This window comes from Actinoplanes sp. CA-030573, from assembly GCF_050951115.1.
Classification (GTDB): Bacteria; Actinomycetota; Actinomycetes; order Mycobacteriales; family Micromonosporaceae; genus Actinoplanes.
This window is the reverse complement of sequence record NZ_CP192038.1, coordinates 1,699,819-1,718,889: the sequence shown is the minus strand read 5'-3', so window position 1 is coordinate 1,718,889 and position 19,071 is coordinate 1,699,819. Positions and strand designations below refer to the sequence as shown.

General features: G+C 70.5%; 15 protein-coding genes. 2 read left to right on the top strand and 13 right to left on the bottom strand.

Annotation, left to right across the window (positions count from 1 at the left end; all coding sequences use genetic code 11):
• Window positions 1-16: 16 nt before the first annotated feature.
• Window positions 17-2,101: a M14 family zinc carboxypeptidase gene (locus ACQP2F_RS08010; RefSeq protein WP_433302078.1), complete on the top strand. Its 2,085-nt coding sequence runs from the start codon at window positions 17-19 to the stop codon at window positions 2,099-2,101.
• 87 nt (window positions 2,102-2,188) lie between these two features.
• Here the strand turns inward: ACQP2F_RS08010 and ACQP2F_RS08005 are convergent, their stop codons facing one another.
• The 7 genes from ACQP2F_RS08005 to ACQP2F_RS07975 all read right to left on the bottom strand — a co-directional run bounded on the left by ACQP2F_RS08005 (window position 2,189) and on the right by ACQP2F_RS07975 (window position 10,883).
• Entirely contained in the window at window positions 2,189-3,196 is a 1,008-nt protein-coding gene (locus ACQP2F_RS08005; protein ID WP_433302076.1) for a sugar phosphate isomerase/epimerase family protein, read from the bottom strand.
• Between the two features lie 153 nt (window positions 3,197-3,349).
• Window positions 3,350-4,408 (bottom strand): sugar phosphate isomerase/epimerase family protein, encoded by a 1,059-nt coding sequence (locus ACQP2F_RS08000; RefSeq protein ID WP_433302074.1) that lies wholly within the window; start codon window positions 4,406-4,408, stop codon window positions 3,350-3,352.
• A gap of 512 nt (window positions 4,409-4,920) precedes the next feature.
• A complete protein-coding gene (locus ACQP2F_RS07995) occupies window positions 4,921-6,090 on the bottom strand; it encodes a Gfo/Idh/MocA family protein (RefSeq protein WP_433302072.1) in 1,170 nt (389 codons plus the stop codon).
• 11 nt (window positions 6,091-6,101) lie between these two features.
• Entirely contained in the window at window positions 6,102-7,142 is a 1,041-nt protein-coding gene (locus tag ACQP2F_RS07990; RefSeq protein ID WP_433302071.1) for a substrate-binding domain-containing protein, read from the bottom strand.
• A 44-nt stretch (window positions 7,143-7,186) separates the two neighbouring features.
• Window positions 7,187-8,191, bottom strand: coding sequence for an ABC transporter permease (locus ACQP2F_RS07985; RefSeq protein ID WP_433302069.1), 1,005 nt, complete (start codon window positions 8,189-8,191; stop codon window positions 7,187-7,189).
• Window positions 8,188-9,702 (bottom strand): sugar ABC transporter ATP-binding protein, encoded by a 1,515-nt coding sequence (locus ACQP2F_RS07980; RefSeq protein ID WP_433302067.1) that lies wholly within the window; start codon window positions 9,700-9,702, stop codon window positions 8,188-8,190. The genes ACQP2F_RS07985 and ACQP2F_RS07980 overlap by 4 nt, the downstream gene beginning before the upstream one ends.
• Entirely contained in the window at window positions 9,699-10,883 is a 1,185-nt protein-coding gene (locus tag ACQP2F_RS07975; RefSeq protein WP_433302065.1) for an ROK family protein, read from the bottom strand. Before ACQP2F_RS07975 ends, ACQP2F_RS07980 begins: the two co-directional genes overlap by 4 nt.
• 293 nt (window positions 10,884-11,176) lie before the next feature.
• Between ACQP2F_RS07975 and ACQP2F_RS07970 the strand changes: the two genes are divergently transcribed.
• Window positions 11,177-12,307 (top strand): YihY/virulence factor BrkB family protein, encoded by a 1,131-nt coding sequence (locus tag ACQP2F_RS07970; RefSeq protein WP_433302063.1) that lies wholly within the window; start codon window positions 11,177-11,179, stop codon window positions 12,305-12,307.
• A 499-nt stretch (window positions 12,308-12,806) separates the two neighbouring features.
• On the opposite strand, the gene ACQP2F_RS07965 is transcribed toward ACQP2F_RS07970, so the two are convergent.
• The 6 genes from ACQP2F_RS07965 to ACQP2F_RS07940 form a co-directional block, all read right to left on the bottom strand.
• On the bottom strand, window positions 12,807-13,616 hold the full coding sequence (locus ACQP2F_RS07965) for an ABC transporter permease (protein WP_433302062.1): 810 nt from the start codon (window positions 13,614-13,616) through the stop codon (window positions 12,807-12,809).
• A gap of 1 nt (window position 13,617) precedes the next feature.
• Window positions 13,618-14,367 (bottom strand): ABC transporter permease, encoded by a 750-nt coding sequence (locus ACQP2F_RS07960; protein ID WP_433302061.1) that lies wholly within the window; start codon window positions 14,365-14,367, stop codon window positions 13,618-13,620.
• Window positions 14,367-15,290: an ABC transporter ATP-binding protein gene (locus tag ACQP2F_RS07955; RefSeq protein ID WP_433302059.1), complete on the bottom strand. Its 924-nt coding sequence runs from the start codon at window positions 15,288-15,290 to the stop codon at window positions 14,367-14,369. The genes ACQP2F_RS07960 and ACQP2F_RS07955 overlap by 1 nt, the downstream gene beginning before the upstream one ends.
• Before the next feature lie 43 nt (window positions 15,291-15,333).
• Entirely contained in the window at window positions 15,334-15,852 is a 519-nt protein-coding gene (locus ACQP2F_RS07950; protein WP_433302057.1) for a hypothetical protein, read from the bottom strand.
• Window positions 15,849-17,708 (bottom strand): DNA primase, encoded by a 1,860-nt coding sequence (gene dnaG, locus ACQP2F_RS07945; protein WP_433302055.1) that lies wholly within the window; start codon window positions 17,706-17,708, stop codon window positions 15,849-15,851. Before dnaG ends, ACQP2F_RS07950 begins: the two co-directional genes overlap by 4 nt.
• 101 nt (window positions 17,709-17,809) lie before the next feature.
• The gene (locus ACQP2F_RS07940; protein WP_433302054.1) at window positions 17,810-19,024 is read right to left on the bottom strand and encodes a deoxyguanosinetriphosphate triphosphohydrolase; all 1,215 of its coding nucleotides are present in this window, start codon (window positions 19,022-19,024) and stop codon (window positions 17,810-17,812) included.
• Between the last annotated feature and the right edge of the window lie 47 nt (window positions 19,025-19,071).

The window sequence follows — 19,071 nt, the reverse complement described above, 5'->3', positions numbered from 1 at the left end:
TGACGCAGGAGGTTCGATGTCACCTCGGGTCCGCTGGACGGCGGCGCTCTCCGCCGTCCTTCTCACCGCCGCGCTCGCGCCGGCCCAACCGAGCGCCGCCGCACCCGCGACCGCACCGCCGGCCGTGAGCGTCGCGCTCGACGGCGGCGAGCACGCTCTCATCCGCTTCCGCCTTCCCGACCAGGCCGCGTTGCAACGGCTCGTCGCGAACGGCGCCGACATCGCCGCCCGGCCCCGGACCGCCGCGGACGGCGCGATCCTCGCCGACCTCGTGGTCGACTCCGCCGAACTGGCCGCGCTCACCCGCGGCGGCGCCATCCCGGTCCAGGTGATCGAGCGCGAATCCGACGGCGCCCGGCGGCTGGCGCAGAGCAAGGCCAGGATCAGCGCGGCTTCGGCCGACACGCTGACGTTCCTGCAGGCCTACTGGTGGACGACCAACGGGCGAACGTTCCTGCAGACCCAGGTCGCCACCACGGCGACCGACGACCCCGACGTCGAGATCACGGTCACCTGGCGTACGGCCGACGGCACCACCGGCAGTTACCAGCTGATCCGCTTCGAGGACTCGGGTGAGTACCAGTACCACTACGCGCTGCCGCAGCGGCTGCCGGCCAAGCCGGTCTCGGTGACGGCCACCTCCAGCCTCGGCGGCCAGAGCCGGGCGGTCACCCCATCGATCTGGCCCAATGCCACTCCCCCGGCGCTGCCGAGCGGCTATCAGAAGGACTTCATCCAGGCGTACATGACGCCGACCGACATCAGCGCCCGCATCAAGCGCCTGAAGAAGCAGTATCCGAGCCTGGTCGACGTCATCGAACTGCCGAACAGGACCCAGGGCTACCGGCGTACGGCGGTGGCCTATCTCGGCGATCCGAATGCGGCCGCGGTCGTGGTCGAATCGGTGAAGTTCGGCGACCAGGGCATGAACGGTGTGCAGGTGAAGACCGTCGATCCGGGAAGGGCGAACCGGCCGCTCTCGGCGACGTACAAGGACCGGGTCTTGACGGTGAGTCTGGCCACCGACGCCGGCGGCAAGGTGATCAGCACGACCGACGATGTCGCCGCCTTCATCTCGGCGAAATACCCGCAGCGGTTCCGCGCCGTCGTCGAGGACGGGTCGGCCGGCCTGCCGATGCCGGTCGCCGGGCCGGTGCGGCTCGACGACGGGCTGCTGGGCACCGAGGTGCCGAAGAAGCCGTGGACGGTGCAGGCGCTGCGCATCGGAAAGGTGCGCGACGGATCGAAGGTCGGCGTTCTCGCGTACAGCCAGGAACACGCTCGGGAATGGGCGACGCCGTTGGTCACGCTCGAGTTCGCCGAGCGGATGCTGGCCAACTACGCCACCGATCCGGAGACCCGGCGGCTGGTCGACTCGGTCGACATCTTCGTGATCCCGACGGTGAACCCGGACGGCGCGAACTACACCTTCAACGACTACAACTTCCAGCGCAAAAACCTGGTCAATCACTGTACGGGCACGAGCCGCGACCCGAAGTACCGCAATTCCTGGGGCGTGGACGTCAACCGCAACTACACCGTCGGGTCCTATTTCGACGGTTACGTGGGCGGGAGCGGTAACTGCCTTTCCGGGACGTATTCCGGCACCGGGGAGCTGTCCGAGTCGGAGAGCCGGAACGTGATCGCCCTTGCCTCCGCGCATCCGAACATCAAGTTCGCGATGAACGTGCACAGCTACGGCGGTTACTTCATGTGGCCGCCCGGCAGTTACAAGGCGGACGGCCGGGTCACGCTGCCGCGACCGTCGATCGACGAGTCGAAGTTCTTCCTCGACAGCGCCCGCCGGATCGTCGGCGCGATCGCGGCCTCCCGCGGGACGGTGACGTGGCCGGCCCAGACCGGGCCGGTGGCGGACGTGCTCTACTCGGCGGCCGGCAACTCGGCCGACGAGCTGTACTACGAGCTGGGCATCGACGCCTGGGACTTCGAGGTCGGCAACGACCTGTGGAACGACGCCACCCAGGAGTGGGAAGGCGTCGGATTCCAGCCGCCGTACGACGAGGCGCACGCCGAGTCGCAGGAGTATGCCGGCGGCCTCGTCGAGCTCGTGCGGATCGCCGGCGAGACCGCCCAGCCGTAGACGCCCTACTCGTCCCCCACCCCGTTCACTGGGTGGGGGACGAGTAGAACAGACACCTACGACAACTTTCGGCGATCGTCCACAAGGTCAGGAGGAGGACGAGAAGGCGGCGTCGAAGGCGGCGGTCGGCGCGTCGAACGCCAGCCGCCGCACGAACTGCAGGGCCTCGGGGGCGCCGACCAGGCGGTCCATTCCGGCGTCCTCCCACTCGATGGAGATCGGGCCGGTGTAGCCGATCGCGTTCAGGGCCCGGAAGCAGTCCTCCCACGGCACGTCGCCGTGGCCGGTCGAGACGAAGTCCCAGCCTCGGCGCAGGTCGGCCCACGGCAGGTGCGAGCTCAGCCGGCCCCGGCGCCCGTCGCCGGTGCGGACCTTCGCGTCCTTGCAGTCGACGTGGTAGATCAGGTCCTTGAACTCGAGGATGAAGTTGACCGGGTCGAGGTCCTGCCACACGAAGTGCGACGGGTCCCAGTTCAGCCCGAAGGCCGGTCGGTTGCCGATCGCCTCCAGCGTGCGGCGGGTCGTCCAGTAGTCGTACGCGATCTCGCTGGGGTGGACCTCGTGCGCGAACCGCACGCCGACCTCGTCGAACACGTCGAGGATCGGGTTCCAGCGGTCGGCGAAGTCCTGGTAGCCCCGGTCGATCATGGCCGGCGAGGCGGGCGGGAACATCGCGACCGTGTGCCAGATCGACGAACCGGTGAAGCCGACGACCGTCTTCACGCCGAGACGGGCGGCGGCACGCGCGGTGTCCTTCATGCGCTCGGCGGCCCGCTCGCGTACGCCCTCGGGGTCGCCCTCGCCCCAGATGGCGGCCGGAAGGATGTCCTGGTGCCGCTCGTCGATCGGGTGGTCGCAGACGGCCTGCCCGACCAGGTGGTTGGAGATGGCGTACACGGAAAGGCCGTGCTTCTCGAGGACGTCCTTCTTGCGGTCGATGTAGTCGGGCTCGGCGAGCGCCCGGTCGACCTCGAAGTGATCACCCCAGCAGGCGATCTCGAGGCCGTCGTAGCCCCACTCGGAGGCCAGCCGGCACACCTCGTCGAAGGGCAGGTCGGCCCACTGGCCGGTGAAGAGCGTGATGGGTCGCGCCACTGTCGTCTCCCTGATCGCAGCCGAAATCGGCGGACGGCGAGGGTGACCGACCGAGAACAGACGACGGCCGCGCGAGCGTGACGACCGGCCGGGCTTGCGCCTCCCGACCGGCCCACCCGACTGCGGCGTGCCTGGTGAAACCCTATCGAAAAATCACCGCGCGGGGCAGGGCTCGTTCTCCGGCGTCAGGCCGAGGGCGGCCAGCTCGGCCAGCAGGTACGCCACATCGCCGGCCACCTGCTCCGGGGACGGGTCGGGCACCCGGCTCAGCAGTGTGAGGTACTCCGTGAGCGGGCCACCGGCGCCGAAGACCTGCCGCAGCGCCGACCGCCACGCCTCGGTCGTCCCGCCCGGCACCGCGGCCAGCCGCACCTCGATGACGGAGAGCCCGGCCTCGGTCAGCGACGCGATGCCGGCCGCCGGGTCGGTCCAGGTGCGGGCCACGTGCCCGAGGTCGAGGCAGACCCCGAGGCGTTCCCGGTCGGTGCGGCTCATCGCGGTGGCCGTCTGCTCGGGGCCGTCGAGCACAAGACCGGGCGCGGGCTCGAAGCCGACCCGCACCGCCCGCCCGTTCTGCCAGGCCAGGTCGGCCAGGCCGGCCGAAAGGCGGCGCAGGATGCCGGCGCTCGCCTTGTCCGACGCCTCGGCCCAGCCGGCCCGCGGGCCGAGCCCGATCGTGCTGATCGCGCCGCGCACGGCGTCCTCGTCGAGCAGGTCGAGCAGGATGCGGGCCAGATCGAGGGTGTACTCCCGGCGAGCCGGCTCGGTCCACGCCGGCGACATCCCGGCCGGCGACATCCCGGCCGGCGACATCCCGGCCGGCGACATCCCGGCCGACGTCATCCCGGCCGGCGACACCTGAGCCGGCGACACCTGAGCCGGCGACGCCTGGGCCGGGGACACCTGGGCCGAAGGATCGTCGCCGCCGCCCTCGCCGGAGCTGAAAAGCGCGCCGCTCAACGTGACGACCTCGAGCCGGCGGGCGTCGAGCTCGGCACGAAGCCGGGTGCGGGCGCGGCTCTCGACGGCGAGGGCGGCGGCGAGCGCGGGAGGAAGCCACAGGTTGACGCCCAGCAGGTCGGCGCCGAGACGACCACGGACCTGCCCGTAGGTGTCGAGCTGAGCGACGATGCCCGGTAGATTGCTGTCGGGCCGGGGCGCGACCTCACAGCTCAGGTGCACGATCCGGCCGGAAGGATGTCTCAGCCGCATCAGAGTCCTCCCCGGGCACCGGTGCATCTGCACGTGCATCCGCGCGTGCTAAGGCGTCCAGTATGGACCATACGGGCGTCGATCCTCGACGCACGCGGTGCCGTCCGTCGCGTTGCCATGACGCCTCCATCCGTGGTGTCTCTGCCCTCGGATACGAGCGTCATGCGCCCACAGGATCAGCGGCGTACCGACCGTGCGACGCGGTGACATGCGCGGACATGAATCGGCAACGGCGATTCCATCGGCGTACGCCAATACGCGCGGCCCCGGTGACCTGCCGGTAGAGGGGCCCATGGGCAAGCTGCCACGCCCTCGGAGAGCGTGTTCAATGTGCACTATCCGCACCTTCGGACACGCACGCGACGGTGACCCGTGCGACCGCACGAGTGATCCGCAAAGCGCGGCGATAATCCGGAAAGAGTGTTTCCGTCGCGAGCCGGCCCGGCATGGGGCGCAACCATGCCATCCCTCACCGGCTCGCGACGGACGCCTTCATCAAGGAGCGAGAACCGTCAGACGGGTTCGACCTTCGTCCACTGGGACGACTCCGCCGACCGGGACACCGCGTCGAGGACGAGCTGGATCTGCAGCGCGTCGGTGAACGACGGCGCCGGGTTGGTCCCCTCCGCGACGGCCGCGATCAGATCGCGCATCTCGTGGGTGAACGAGTGCTCGTAGCCGATCAGGTGCCCGGGCGGCCACCACGCCGCCATGTACGGGTGGACCGGCTCGGTCACCAGGATCCGGGCGAAGCCCTGCTCGGCCTCGGGCCGGGTCGCGTCGTAGAAGCTGAGCTCGTTCATCCGCTCGAACTCGAACACCAGCGAGCCGAGCGAGCCGTTGAGCTCGACCCGGATGCCGTTCTTGCGCCCGGTCGCGAAGCGGGTCGCCTCGTAGGTGGCGATCGCACCCCCGTCGAGCCGGGCCAGGAACAGCGCCGCGTCGTCCACCGTGACCTCACCGAACTCTTCACTACCAGAGGCCGAAAGCCCGGACGAAGCAGAAGGCAGCGGCCGGGAGGAGACGAACGTCTCGGTGAGCGCGGTGACCGACGAGATCGACTGCCCGGTCACGTACTGGGTGAGATCGATGATGTGAGCGCCGATGTCGCCCAGGGCGCCCGACCCGGCCACCTCCTTCCGCAGGCGCCAGACGAGCGGGAACGAGGGGTCGACGATCCAGTCCTGCAGGTACGTCGCCCGGACGTGCCGCAGGGTGCCCAGCCGGCCGTCGGCGACCATCTGCCGCATGAGCGCCACGGCGGGCACCCGCCGGTAGTTGAAGCCGCACATCGCGCGTACGCCCCGGGTTTGTGCCTCGGTCGCGGCCGCGGCCATCTCGCGTGCCTCGGCCACCGTGTTGGCCAGGGGTTTCTCACAGAGAACGTGCTTACCGGCCGCGAGTGCCGCCAGCGCGATCTCGGCGTGCGTGTCACCGGGCGTGCAGATGTCGATGAGATCGACGTCGTCCCGTTCGATGACCGAGCGCCAGTCCGTGGCGTGCGACTCCCAGCCCAGCTTGGCCGCGGCGGCCGCCACCCCGTCCGGGGAGCGGCCGCACACCACCGACATCCGTGCCGACAGCGGCAGGTCGAAGAAGTGGTTCACGGTGCGCCACGCTTGGGAGTGCGCGGCGCCCATGAACGCATAGCCGACCATGCCGACCCGCAGCTGTTCCGACATCAGATAACCCCTTAGAAGCCCAGTTTCGCGTACTTGTCGGCGTTCTCTTTGGTGATCGTCTCGGACGCGAGCGTGATCTCCTTGGGAACCTGCAACTCGACAAGATCACTCATACCCTTGCCCTGCCCGATCAGGCGCGCCAGGGAGATCGCCGACGAGGCCATCGACGGGCTGTAGGTCACCGTGGCCTTGAGCACGCTGTTGTCGGCCGCGATCGCGTCGATGGCGGCCTTCGAGCCGGCGCCGCCGACCATGAAGAACTCGCTGCGGTTCGCCTGCTTGATCGCGGCGAGCACGCCGATGCCCTGGTCGTCGTCGTGGTTCCAGACCGCGTCCATCTTCGGCAGCGCCTGCAGCAGGGCGGTCGCCGCCGCCTGGCCGGAGTCGGCCGTGAACTCGGCCGGCCGCCGGTTGGCGACCTTGAACCCGTACACGGCGAGGGCGTTGTTGAATCCCTGCGTGCGCTCCTGGGTGAGCTCGAGCGAGTCGATGCCGGGGATCTCCCCGATGATCGGGTTGCTCACGCCCTTGGCCTTGAGCTGCTCGCCGATGTACTGCCCGGCGGCCAGGCCCATGCCGAAGTTGTCGCCCTTGATCTGCAGGCGGTAGGCGGCGGCCGAGGGGAAGGCGCGGTCCAGGTTGACCACCGGGATGCCGGCCTTCATCGCTTCCAGGCCGGCCGCGTTCAGCTCCTTGCCGTCCCACGGGAGCATCACGATGACGTTGGGCTTCTGCGCGATGAGCGTCGAGAGGGCGGCGCGCTGGGCCGCGGCGTCGGCGCCGGCTTCGACGGTCTTCAGCTCCACGTCGGTGTACGCCGCGGCCTGCGCCTTGGCGTTGTTGGTGATCGCCGCGATCCAGCCGTGGTCGGCGGCCGGTGCGGAGAACCCGATGACGACCTTCTGGCCGGCCGCGGCGTTCGCGTCCCCGCTCGCGTTGGTCTTCACCTGGGCGTCGGTGCCGGGGTCGTTGCTGGTGCAGGCGGTGAGAAGCGCGCCGGCGCCGACGGCCGCGCCGCCGAACAGAACGCGCCTACGGGACAAAGCGGACATGATTCCTCCAAGGGGTACCCGGGTTGGAGCATCCGGGCGAAGGACTAGCGCTTGAGGAGCTGGGTGAGCGAGCGGTACCGGAACTGCTGGATCAAGACGGCGACGACGATGATGCCGCCCTTGACCATGTTCTGAACCTCGGTGGAGAGGTTGTTGATCGCGAAGAGGTTGGTGATCGTGGAGAAGACCAGCACCCCGAAGAGGGCGCCGATGATGGTGCCGCGGCCGCCGCTGAGCAGCGTGCCGCCGATGATCGCCGCGGCGATCGCGTCCAGTTCGTAGAGGTTCGCCATGGCGGCCTGGGCACTGGTCGCCTGGGACGTCAGCATGATCGCGGCGATGCCGCAGCACAGGCCGGAGAGCGCGTAGAGCAGCACGGTATGCCGCTTGACGTTGATGCCGGCGAGCCGGGCCGCCTCCGGGTTGCCGCCGACCGCTACCGTGCGCCGGCCGAACGTCGTGCGGTTGAGCAGCACCCAACCGGCGGCGACGACCACGGCGAGGATCCAGACCAGCAGCGGGATGCCGAGCAGCTTCGTGGTCGCGATGCTGTTGATCACGTCGTTGGCCGAGACCTGGGTCTGTTTCCCGGAGATCTGCGCCGCCAGGCCACGAGCCGACACCAGCATCGCGAGCGTCGCGATGAAGGGAACCAATCGGCCGTACGAGATCAGCACCCCGTTGATCAGACCGACCGCGACCCCGACCACCAGGGCCGTGAAGATCATGCCCATCGCCCCGTAGCTCTGGGTCGCCAGCGTCGTGCACCAGACGCCGGCCAGCGCGATGATCGCCCCGACCGACAGGTCGATGCCGCCCCCGATGATCACGAACGTCATCCCGACCGTGACCACGCCGATCGCCGACGCCTGCTGCAGGATCGTGAGGATGTTGTTGCGCACCCAGGTCGGGTCGGAGTAGAGCTCGGGCCGGGTGATGATCCCGATGATCACCAGCGCCACGAGCACACCGACCAGGCCCAGGTTGCGCACCGCGTTCTCGTCCAGCCGCCACTTCCGCCTGGAGGCGGGCACCGTTTCGGCGATCATGCGGGCTCTCCCTCCAGAAGCGACCCCGCCATCACGAGGTCGAGCACGGTGTCTTCGTCCAGTTCCCCGGCCGGCGCCTCGTGGATGAGCCGGCCCTCGCGCATCACGAGCACCCGATCGGCCAGGCCGAGCACCTCGGGCACCTCGCTGGAGACCAGCAGCACGCCCACCCCGTTCTCGGCCAGCCCCCGGATCACCTGGTAGAGCTCGGCGCGGGCGCCCACATCGACGCCGCGGGTCGGCTCGTCGAGCAGCAGCAGGCGGGTGTCGCCCAGCAGCCAGCGGCCCACGACCACCTTCTGCTGGTTGCCACCGGAGAGCGTGCGGGCCGCGCGGTCCACGTCGCGCGGGCGCAGCTCGAGCTGGTCGGCCGTCTTGAGGGCGGCCGCGCGCTCGTCCCGGGCGTCGGTGAAGCCGCCGTGCGCGAAGCCGGCGAACGACGCGAGGGTCATGTTCTTGTAGACCGGCTCGTCGAGCAGCAGCGCCTGGCTCTTGCGCTCCTCGGGGGCCATTCCCATGCCGCTCTTGACGGCCTTGCCGACCCCGCTCACCCGGCGGCCGTCCAGGACGACCGTGCCGGCGTCGGGCCGGCGTGCTCCGAAGATCGTCTCGAGCAGCTCGGAGCGGCCCGAGCCGACCAGGCCGGCGATTCCCACGATCTCGCCGGGCGCGACCGTGAGGTTCGCGTCGGCGAACTCGCCGTGCCTGGTCAGCCCACTCACGACCAACAGCGGCTCGTTCCGTTCCCCGGTCGCCGGCCGCGGGGGGAAGACGTACTCGATGCTGCGGCCGGTCATCTTGCCGACCAGCTCCCGCGTCGGGGTGGTCCGGGCCGGCAGGTTGGCGGCGGTCGTGCGCCCGTCCTTCAGCACCGTCACCCGGTCGCCGATCTCGCGGATCTCGGCGAGCCGGTGCGAGATGTAGATGACCGCGATCCCCTCGGCCGTCAGCTCCCGGATGATGCGGAACAGGTTGGCGACCTCGTCATGAGCGAGCACGGCGCTGGGCTCGTCCATGACGATCAGCTTGGCGTCGTGCGAGAGCGCCCGGGCCATGCTGACGATCTGTTTGCCGGCCGCCGGCAGCTTCCGGACCAGCTGGGTGGCCGGGATCTCGGCGTGCCCGAGCCGGGCGAGGATCTCCTTGGTGCGCCCGGCCGTCGAGCGCCGCCGGGTGAAGCCGAAGCGCGCGTGCTCGTGGCCGAGGAACGCGTTCTCCGCCACCGACAGGTCGTCGACCAGGTCGAGCTCCTGATAGATGGTGGCGATGCCGGCCCGCATCGCGGCCTGCGGCGTGGCCGGCGCGAACGGCTCGCCCAGCCAGCTGATCTCCCCGCCGTCCGCGTGGTGCACGCCGGCGAGCACCTTGATCAGCGTGGACTTGCCGGCGCCGTTCTGCCCGAGCAGGCAGTGGACCTCACCGGCTTCGACCTCGAGCTGCACGCCGTCGAGCGCCCGCACGCCGGGGAACGTCTTCACGACATCCGTCAGCTTCAGGACCACGTCGCTCATGACGCCTGCTCGAAGGCCATGTCGCTGGCAAGCACGGCCGCCCCGGTCACGCCCGCGCGGCCGCCGAGCTCGGAGAGCACCACCGGCAGGTTCCCGGTGGCCAGCGGCAGCGACCGCCGGTACACGACGCTCCTGATCTCGGCTAGTAGCACGTGCCCGAGCTGGGCCAACCCACCCCCGATCACGATCATCGACGGGTTGGCGAACGAGACGAGCGTGGCGAGCACCCCGCCCACCCGCCGGCCGCCCTCCCGGATCAGCCGGATGCAGGTGACGTCGCCCTCGGCCGCACCGTCGGCGACGTCCTTGGCGCTGAGCTCCTCGCCGCCGCCGGCCGCCAGCCGCTCGGCCAGAGCCGGCGACTCCCCCGCCCGCGCCGCGGCCAGCGCGTCCCGGGCCAGCGCGGCGCCGCTGAACAGCGCCTCCAGGCAGCCGGCGTTGCCGCAGGAGCAGACCGGCCCGCTCGCGTCGACCTGGATGTGCCCGATGTCGCCGGCACACCCGTCGACGCCGCGGTAGACCGCGCCGGCCAGGTGTATGCCGCACCCGATGCCGGTGCCGATCTTCACGAACAGGAAGTCGTCGACGCTGTGCGCGACCCCGCCGTGCCGCTCGCCGATCGCCATGATGTTGACGTCGTTGTCGACCACGGCCGGGCACCCGTGCTCCCGGGCGAGCACCTCGCGCACCGGATAGCGGTCCCACCCCGGCATGATCGGCGGCGACACCGGCACCCCGTCGCGGAAGCTGACCGGCCCCGGCACGCCGATCCCGACGGCGTCGAGCCGCTCGTATGCCCCGTCGGTGCGCGCCTTGGCCAGCAGCTCGTTGACCCGCTGGAGGATCGCCTTGGGCCCGGACCTGATGTCGGCCGCCTCCCGATAGGCGGCGACCGGCTCGAGCCGCCCGTTGGTCACCTCGATGTCGATCGAACTTGCCCCCAGATCGACGGCCGCGAAGCGCAGCCGCGGGTGAATCTCCACGAGCGTCGACCGCCGGCCGCCACGCGAGGCCGCCATGCCCGCCTCGGCGATCTGCCCGGCCCCCACCAGGCGCTCCACCTCGGCGAGCAGTCGTGGCCGGGTCAGCTCGAGCCGGTCGCCGAGCTCGGCCCGGGACACCGGCCCCTCGTCCCGAAGCAGCCGCAGAATCCGCAGATGCGGAGCGTCGGCATAGAACACGGACACCTCCGTTTACACCGCCGTGTTGTGCCCGTCACAGTAGGCTGCTTCCGCCTCCGCAGTCCATACCTTCTCGAAGATCATTACGAACTTTTGTATCCCTGGTCGAAAGTAGGACCCCTCCACCGGCCGAAGTGCCGGAACAGGGCCCATAGAAGCTTGCAAGTAGGCAAGCAAGAAGTTAGGGACCGACCCCCGGTGGGCAATGCGATTACAGGCCGTATGCGCCGGTGGCGGGGAGGACCTGCGTGGCGGCCGCACGAACGCACACCCCGCTCGGAGGGAACCTCGCGATGAAGCTCCGCCACGGCAACGGCAACGGCGACGCGGACGCGTCCGCCACCACGAAGGCCGCGCCGCGCGACGCCGACGCCAAGGAGGCGCATGCGCGCGGCGCCGAGGACTACGACGTCGCCACCACGAAGACCGGTTCCGACGCCGACGAGCTCGGCGACACGGTGCCGCCGGACGCCGGCCCGGACAGCCCCACCGAGCTGCGCGGCAAGGGGATGTTCGCCGCGGTCAAGCGCACGTTCAAGCAGTTCTCCGAGGACAACATCTCGGACTGGGCGGCGGCGCTGACCTACTACGGCGTGCTCTCGATCTTCCCGGGCGCCCTGGTGCTGGTGTCGATCCTGGGCTTCCTGAGCTCCAACGGCCGGGAGACCGTGCAGAACACGATCAGCGAGGTGACCACCAACAAGCAGATCCAGGACCTGGCCAACACGGTGCTGGGCCAGGTCAACGGCTCGGGCAAGGCCAGCCTCTCGGCGATCATCGGTATCGTGCTGGCCTTCTGGTCGGCGTCCGGCTACATCGCCGCCTTCATGCGCGCGTCGAACGCGGTCTACGACGTGCCCGAGGGCCGGCCGATCTGGAAGACGCTGCCGATCCGGGTCGGCGTCACCGCGGTCGTCGGCCTCATGCTGATCATCTCGGCCTTCATCGTGGTTTTCACCGGCGACGTGGCCAGGGTGGTCGGCGAGAAGCTCGGCTTCGGCGGCGTCGCGGTCACCGTCTGGAGCATCGCCAAGTGGCCGGTGCTGGTGATCCTGGTCAGCTTGATGTTCGCGATCCTCTACTGGGCGTCCCCGAACGCCAAGACCGGCGGCTTCCGCTGGGTCAGCCCCGGCGGCATCTTCGCCGTGGTGCTGTGGCTGGCGGCCTCGGCGGCGTTCGCGATCTACCTGGCCAACTTCGCCAACTACAACAAGACGTACGGCACGCTGGGCGGCGTGATCGCGTTCCTGGTCTGGATGTGGATCTCGAACATCGCCATCCTGCTGGGCGCCGAGCTGGACGCCGAGCTGGAACGAGGCCGCGCGATCGCCGCCGGCCACGACCCGACCGACGAGCCGTTCCTGGAGCTGCGCGACGACCGCAAGCTCAAGAAGGGCAGCGAAAAGGGCCTGACAGTCGATTAGCGCCCCGGTGGGCGTGCGCGGGGGTGGGTGACGGGTTCGTCGCCCACCCCCGCGGCCGTCCCGCCCCCGAGACCTTGAAGACTTCGCACACCCGTAACGCACCATCTCGCCAAGATTCGCCGACCAGCACGGCAGGAAGCCCGCCAAGACGCAGATCGCCGGCCGCGGCAGGAGAGCATCGCCGAGCCGAGCGACGCAGCGCCTCACGGCGGCAACCACGACGACCGAGCGAGAGGCGGCAGCCAGCCCGGCCACGCAGCGCCCGTTGCCATGGCCGCGCAGCCCAGCCACGCAGCACCCGTGCCATGGCCGCCCAGCCCAGCCCCGCAGCGCCCGTGCCATGGCCGCCCAGCCCAGCCACGCAACGCCCGTGCCATGGCCGCCCAGCCCAGCCACGCAGCGCCGTGCCATGGCCGCCCAGCCCAGCCCCCGCACGGCCGCAGCCGACCCCACCACGCCGGGCCCGCCGAGCCGGCGGCCGCCGCCGACGACGGGCGGCCTACTTGCAGAGCATCTTCTGCATTCGCCGGCCCGCCACCGTCAGCCCCGCCGCCAGCAACGCCACCAGGTAGACCATGTCGAGCGCCTGCAACCACCCCACCGGGCCCAGGCTCAGGGCGCGGACCAGGTCGACCGAGCGGTACAACGGCGTCACCTCGATCAGCCAGCGCAACCACGCGGGGTAGCTGGTGGCGGGGACGAACGTGCCGGAGAAGAGGAACAGGGCGAACTGCGCGGAGGCGATCAGGTCGAAATCCTGCCAGCTGCGGATGACCGTGGACGTGGCCATGCCCAGGGCGCCGAAGGCGAAGCCGACCAGGACCGTGGCGGGGAGCATGGCCAGCGCGCGCGGGGTGGTCGTCAGGTCGAGCGCGACCATCAGCACCAGGAACGCGGCCGAATAGAGCACGCCGCGGACCATCGCCCACGCCAGCTCGCCCAGCGCGATCTCGATCGGGCGCACCGGCGTGGCCAGCATGCCGTCGTAGAGGCGCATGAACTTCATCTTGCCGAAGAAGTTGAACGTGGTCTCCGACAGCGCCCCGGTCATCGCCGCCGACGCCAGCATGGCCGGGGCCACGAACTCGGCGTAGCTCACCAGGCGGCCGTCGGGCAACGGCAGGTCGCCGATCAGGCCGCCCACGCCAACGCCGATCGAGAACAGGTAGAGCACCGGCTCGAGGAAGCCGGACAGCATGACCACCCAATAGGCCGAGCGCAGGCAGGCGACGTTGCGCTCGGTGACCGACAGCGCGCGCCGGCCCATCCCCGCGGCGACCCGCGGCAGCACCAGGCTGGAGACCGGCATCTCAGATCACCAACTGCCGGCGGAAGCGGTCGTGCGCGAGCCACGAGCCGAGCGCGCACCAGGCCAGCAGGTAGAGCACGTGCCCGAGGCCGGGCAGCCCGGGCGCCAGGCCGAGCATCGCGTCGCGGCTGAGGTCGACGCCGTGCCACAGCGGCAGCGCCCACGCCACCCAGCGCAGCAGCGTGGGCAGCGACTCGATCGGGAAGAAGACGCCCGAGAACAGCGACATCGGCAGCACCGCGAACCGCATGAGGATCGCCAGGAAGCTGTCGATGGTGATCGACGCGCTGTAGGCCACCGTCGGCGCGGCCACGGCCAGGCCGACCAGCAGCGAGATCGGCACGACCAGCAGCGCCCACCACGAGTGGACCACGCCGAAGAGGACGGCCACGACGAGGAAGACGACGGTGCTGAGCAGGATGCGGAACAGCATGAACAGGACGTGGCCGCCGAGGATGTCGGCCACCCGCAGCGGCGCCGCGGCCTGCGCGAAGTAGACCTTGAGCCACTTGAAGTAGCTGAGCACCGGCCACGTCGCCTCGCCCAGCGCGGCCTGCACCGCGGTCGACGCGATCAGGCCCGGGACGATCCAGTCGAGGTAGGGCACGCCGTCGACGCCGCCGGTCACGTACGCCCCGACGCCGACCCCGAAGCCGAGCATCGTCAGCAGCGGCATGACCAGCATGGACAGCGCACTGGACCGCCACGTGCGGCGGTAGTGGACCAGGTGGTACTCCAGGACGTGGGTCATCAGTCCACCAGCGTCCGGCCGGTGAGGTGCAGGAACACGTCTTCCAGGCTGCTGCGCCGGACGAGCACGCTGGCCGGGTTGAGCGACCGCCGCTGCACCTCGGCCGCGGCCTCGTCGCCGTCGTCCACATAGAGCAGGATGCGGTCGGGCAGGACCTCGGTGCGCTCCCCCAGGCCGGCGAGCTTTTCCGCGTACGCCTCCTGCGACTCGGCGGCGAAGCGTAACTCGACCACCTCGCGCGTCGAATACTGCTCGATCAGGCCGCGCGGCGAGCCCTCGGCCACGATGCGACCGCCGTCCATCACCACGAGCCGGTCGCACAGCTGCTCGGCCTCGTCCATGTAGTGGGTGGTCAGCACCAGCGTCACGCCCTGCCGCTTGAGCCGGAACAGCCGCTCCCACACCAGGTGCCGGGCCTGCGGGTCGAGACCGGTGGTCGGCTCGTCGAGCAGCACGATCTCGGGCTCGTTGACCAGGGCCCGGGCGATCGTGAGCCGCCTTTTCATGCCGCCCGACAACGGCTCGACCTGACTCGTCGCCCGCTCACCGAGCTGCACGAACTCCAGCAGCTCGGCGGCCCGGGCACGGGCCACCTTGCGAGGGATGCCGAAGAACCGCGCGTACGTCGTGAGGTTTTCCTGGACGGTGAGCTCCATGTCGAGGTTGTCCAGCTGTGGGCAGACGCCGAGCTTGGCCCGGATGCGCGGGCCGTCGCGCCGGGGGTCGAGCCCGAGGATTTCGAGGACCCCGCCGGTCGGTGGCGAGACGCACCCGATCATGCGCATGGTCGAGCTCTTGCCGGCGCCGTTGGGCCCGAGGAAGCCGAACGCCTCCCCGCGACGCACGTCGACGTCGATGCCGTCGACCGCCGTGAAGTCGCCGAACTTTTTGACCAGACCGCGCGCATGAATGAGGGAATCCACAGTGCCGACCCTAGAGAAGGGGTACGACAATTTCCGCCGACTTTCAGTCCGGCGGGGTGGCCGCCCCCTGCGCCGCCGAGACCAGCTCACCGGTCAGCTCCACCACCGCGGGCAGGGTCACCGGCGTGCCGGAGTCGTAGCGCACCGCCCACGAGAGCCCGTTGTGCCCCGGCACCCGCCGGCCCACCACCCGCACCCCGCCGGCGTTCAGCGGGTGGTGCGAGGTGTACGCCACCGACCGGGTCACCCGGGTGCGCACCTGGTCGGGCAGATCACCGGGCTCCAGCAGCAGGAAGCCGATCGCCGGGCCGTCGACCAGGACGACGTACCCGTCGCGCTCCTCGGCCATCTCGGCCGGCGTGATCCGCAGCTCCCGCCCGGACCACGCCGCCTTGTGGATCTCGTGCCAGCCGAGCCTCCTGCCGTCCGGCAGCCACAGGCCGAAGTTGGTGGCGACCAGCGCCTTGTCGTCGACCGGAGCCCAGGCCAGGACCCGTTCGTCCGGCTCGAGCGCGGGGCGCAGCGCCGCCGGGAGCTTCGGCTTGCGTCGAAGGAAACTCACAATCCACCTGCCGCTTGATCGCGCAACGCGCGTGCCTGCTGTTCGAGCGAGAAGAGCTCGCCGGCCAGCGCCAGGTAGTCATCCTTGTGCGCCACCGGGTTGAGCCGCTGCACCTTCGACTTGAGATCACGGATCCGGGTGGTGATCGAGCCGAGCTGGAGGCTGGCCAGGAGCACCTGCACGTAGCGCGGGTCGACCACGCCGTCGACGATCAGGGGCTCGACCGCCAGCTCCGAGATAAGGCCCTTGCCGGCGAGGTCGTCGCAGCTGTCGCGCACCTTCTCGATCCAGACCACACCGCCGGTGGACACCGACGACGCGCCCCCGGCGGCCGAGATCGCGAGCCGGATCGCGCGGTACACGTCGTCGGCGTAGTTCTCCTCGCCAACCACGTCGAACATGGGCCCGGCCAGCACCGGCTCCTGCAGCGCGAGCTTCAGCGACTCCCGCTCACGCACCCGCTGAGGCGCCTCGGCCGCGCGCGCGACCGGCCGCGAGTCGACCTGATCGGCGCCGCGCAGGGCGGCGTTGACGGCCCGCTGCACCGGCTCGAGATCCATCCCGAGGTCGCCGGCGAGCTTTCGCGCGTACTCCGGCCGCTTCTCCCTGTCCTTGATCTTGGCAACCAGGGGCGCCGCCTTGCGCATGGCCTCGACCCGCCCCTCGACCGTGTCCAGATCGAAGCGCGAGATCGTGTGCCGCAGCGCGAAGTCCACCAGCGGCTCCCGGCCGGCGATCATGTCGCGTACGGCCAGATCGCCCTTGGCCAGACGCAGCTCGCAGGGGTCCATGTTGTCCGGGCTCACCGCGATGAAGGTGCGGCCGACGAAGCGCTGGTCCTCCTCGAAGGCGCGCAGCGCCGCCTTCTGACCGGCCGCGTCACCGTCGAACGTGTAGATGATCTCGCCGGTGAAGCTGTCGCTGTCCATCAGGAGCCGCCGCAGTACGCCGATGTGGTCGATGCCGAACGCCGTGCCGCAGGTCGCCACCGCCGTCGGCTCGCCCGCCTCGTGACAGGCCATGACGTCGGTGTAGCCCTCGACGATCACCGCCCGGCCGCGCTTGGCGATCTCGCGTTTCGCCTGGTCGATGCCGTAGAGCACGTGTGACTTCTTGTAGAGCGGGGTCTCCGGCGTGTTCAGGTATTTCGGGCCGTCGTCGTCGTCGAAGAGCTTGCGCGCCCCGAAGCCGATGACATCGCCGCCCAGGTCCTTGATCGGCCAGAGCAGCCGGCGCCGGAACCGGTCGATCAGCGAGCCGGAGCGGGCCGGCTTGGTGAGGCCGGCCGCGTTGAGCTCCTCGGCGGTGAAGCCCTTCTGCCGCAGGTGCTTGGCCAGCGCGTCCCACGAGTCGGGGGCGAAGCCGCAGCCGTAGCGCTCGGCCGCGTCCTTGCCGAAGCCGCGCTGGGCGAGGAACTCGCGGGCCTTGCGGGCGCCGGGGGTGCCGAGCTGGTCGCGGTAGAACTCGAGCGCGGAGACGTGCGCCGCGAGCAGCCGCTGCCGCTGCCCGGTCTGCGGGCGGGGCGCGCTCGGCGAGTTGTCGGTCTCGTAGCGAAGCTGAATGCCGGCCCGCGAGGCGAGGCGCTCGATCGACTCGATGAACGAGAGGTGCTCCGCGTCCATCAGGAACTTGATCGCGTCCCCGCCCTGGCCGCAGCCGTGGCAATAGTACACATTTCGGGCAGGGGCCACCGTGAAGGACGGCGTCTTCTCGTCGTGGAAGGGGCACAAACCCTTCAGGTTGCCGCCGCCCGCGGGCCGCAACGTCACCGACTCGCTGATGATGTCGGCGATCGACGTCCGGTCCCGGACCAGCGCGATGTCCTCGTCCTTGACCCTGCCCGCCACGGCATACATCCTGCCTCGCCCCGGCCGCGCGCCGCCACCAGGGTCCGGTGCCACGATGCCGGCCGTCAGGCGCGCGCCGCCACCAGGGTCCGGTGCCACGATGCCGGCCGTCAGGCGCGCGCCGCCACCAGGGTCCGGTGCCATGCCACGGCGGCGTGGTCGGTGAGCGACGCGACCTGGTCGACCACCACCCGCAGTGCCGCGGCGTCACTCTCCGCGGCGTCGTACAGCGGGCGAAAGACCACATCCAACCCGGCGGGCGTACGCATCAGGGCCTCCACCAGCTCGACCAGGATCTGCCGCTGCTGCTCGTACCACTCCTCGGCCGCCCGGGTCCGCATCACGTACCGCAACGCCATGCCCTTCAGCAGCGCGCACTGGTTACGCACGGTTCTCGGCACGATCAGGTCGGCGTCGTACCGGCGTACCGGATCGGTGCCGTAGCGGCTCTGCGTCGCGCCCACCGCCGAGGCGACGAACCGCCCGGTCAGGACGCTGGTCATGCGCTTGAGGGTGACCTGCGCCCCGAACGTGCCGTCGTAGCCGGCGACCGCGGCCACGGCCGGGTCGGCGAGCAGCTGGTCGAGGGCCGCCGCCAGCGCCGGCACCGGCTCGTCCGAGTACGTCGCGGCCACGTCCGCGCAGAGCTCGGCCCGCTCGCCGGCCGAGTCGAGCAGGGGCTGCAGCGAGAGATAACCCCCGTGCACGCCGTCCTCGACGTCGTGCACGGAGTACGCGACGTCGTCGGCCCAGTCCATGACCTGGGCCTCCAGGCAACGACGGTCGCCGAGCGAGGCCGGACGCATCCAGTCGAAGACCGGCCGGTCGTCGTCGTAGACGCCGAACTTCCGCCGGCCGGAACGGCGCGGCCACGGGTACTTGCTGCACGCGTCGAGCGAGGCCCGGGTCAGGTTGAGGCCGGCGCCGGGTACCTTGGCCTCGAGCCGGGTGAGCACCCGCAGCGTCTGCGCATTGCCCTCGAAGCCGCCGCAGGGCTGGGCGACCTGGTCGAGGGCGTGCTCGCCGTTGTGGCCGAAGGGCGGGTGGCCCAGGTCGTGCGCGAGCCCGGCGACGTCGACCACGTCCGGGTCGCAGCCGAGCCGGGCGCCCATCTCCCGGGAGATCTGGGCCACTTCGAGGGAGTGCGTCAGACGCGTACGGAGGAAGTCGTCGGAGCCCGCGGTGTGCACCTGGGTCTTGGCCGCCAGGCGCCGGAAGCCGGCCGAGTGCAGCACCCGTGCCCGGTCGCGCTGGTACGGGGTCCGTCCGTATCCGCTGTCCTTGGCCGGTTCGGTGATCCACCGCTGGGCGTCGGGCGCCGTCATGATCCCAGCCTAAGCGTCTCGTCCCCTGTGCCGATCTAGTTGCCGTG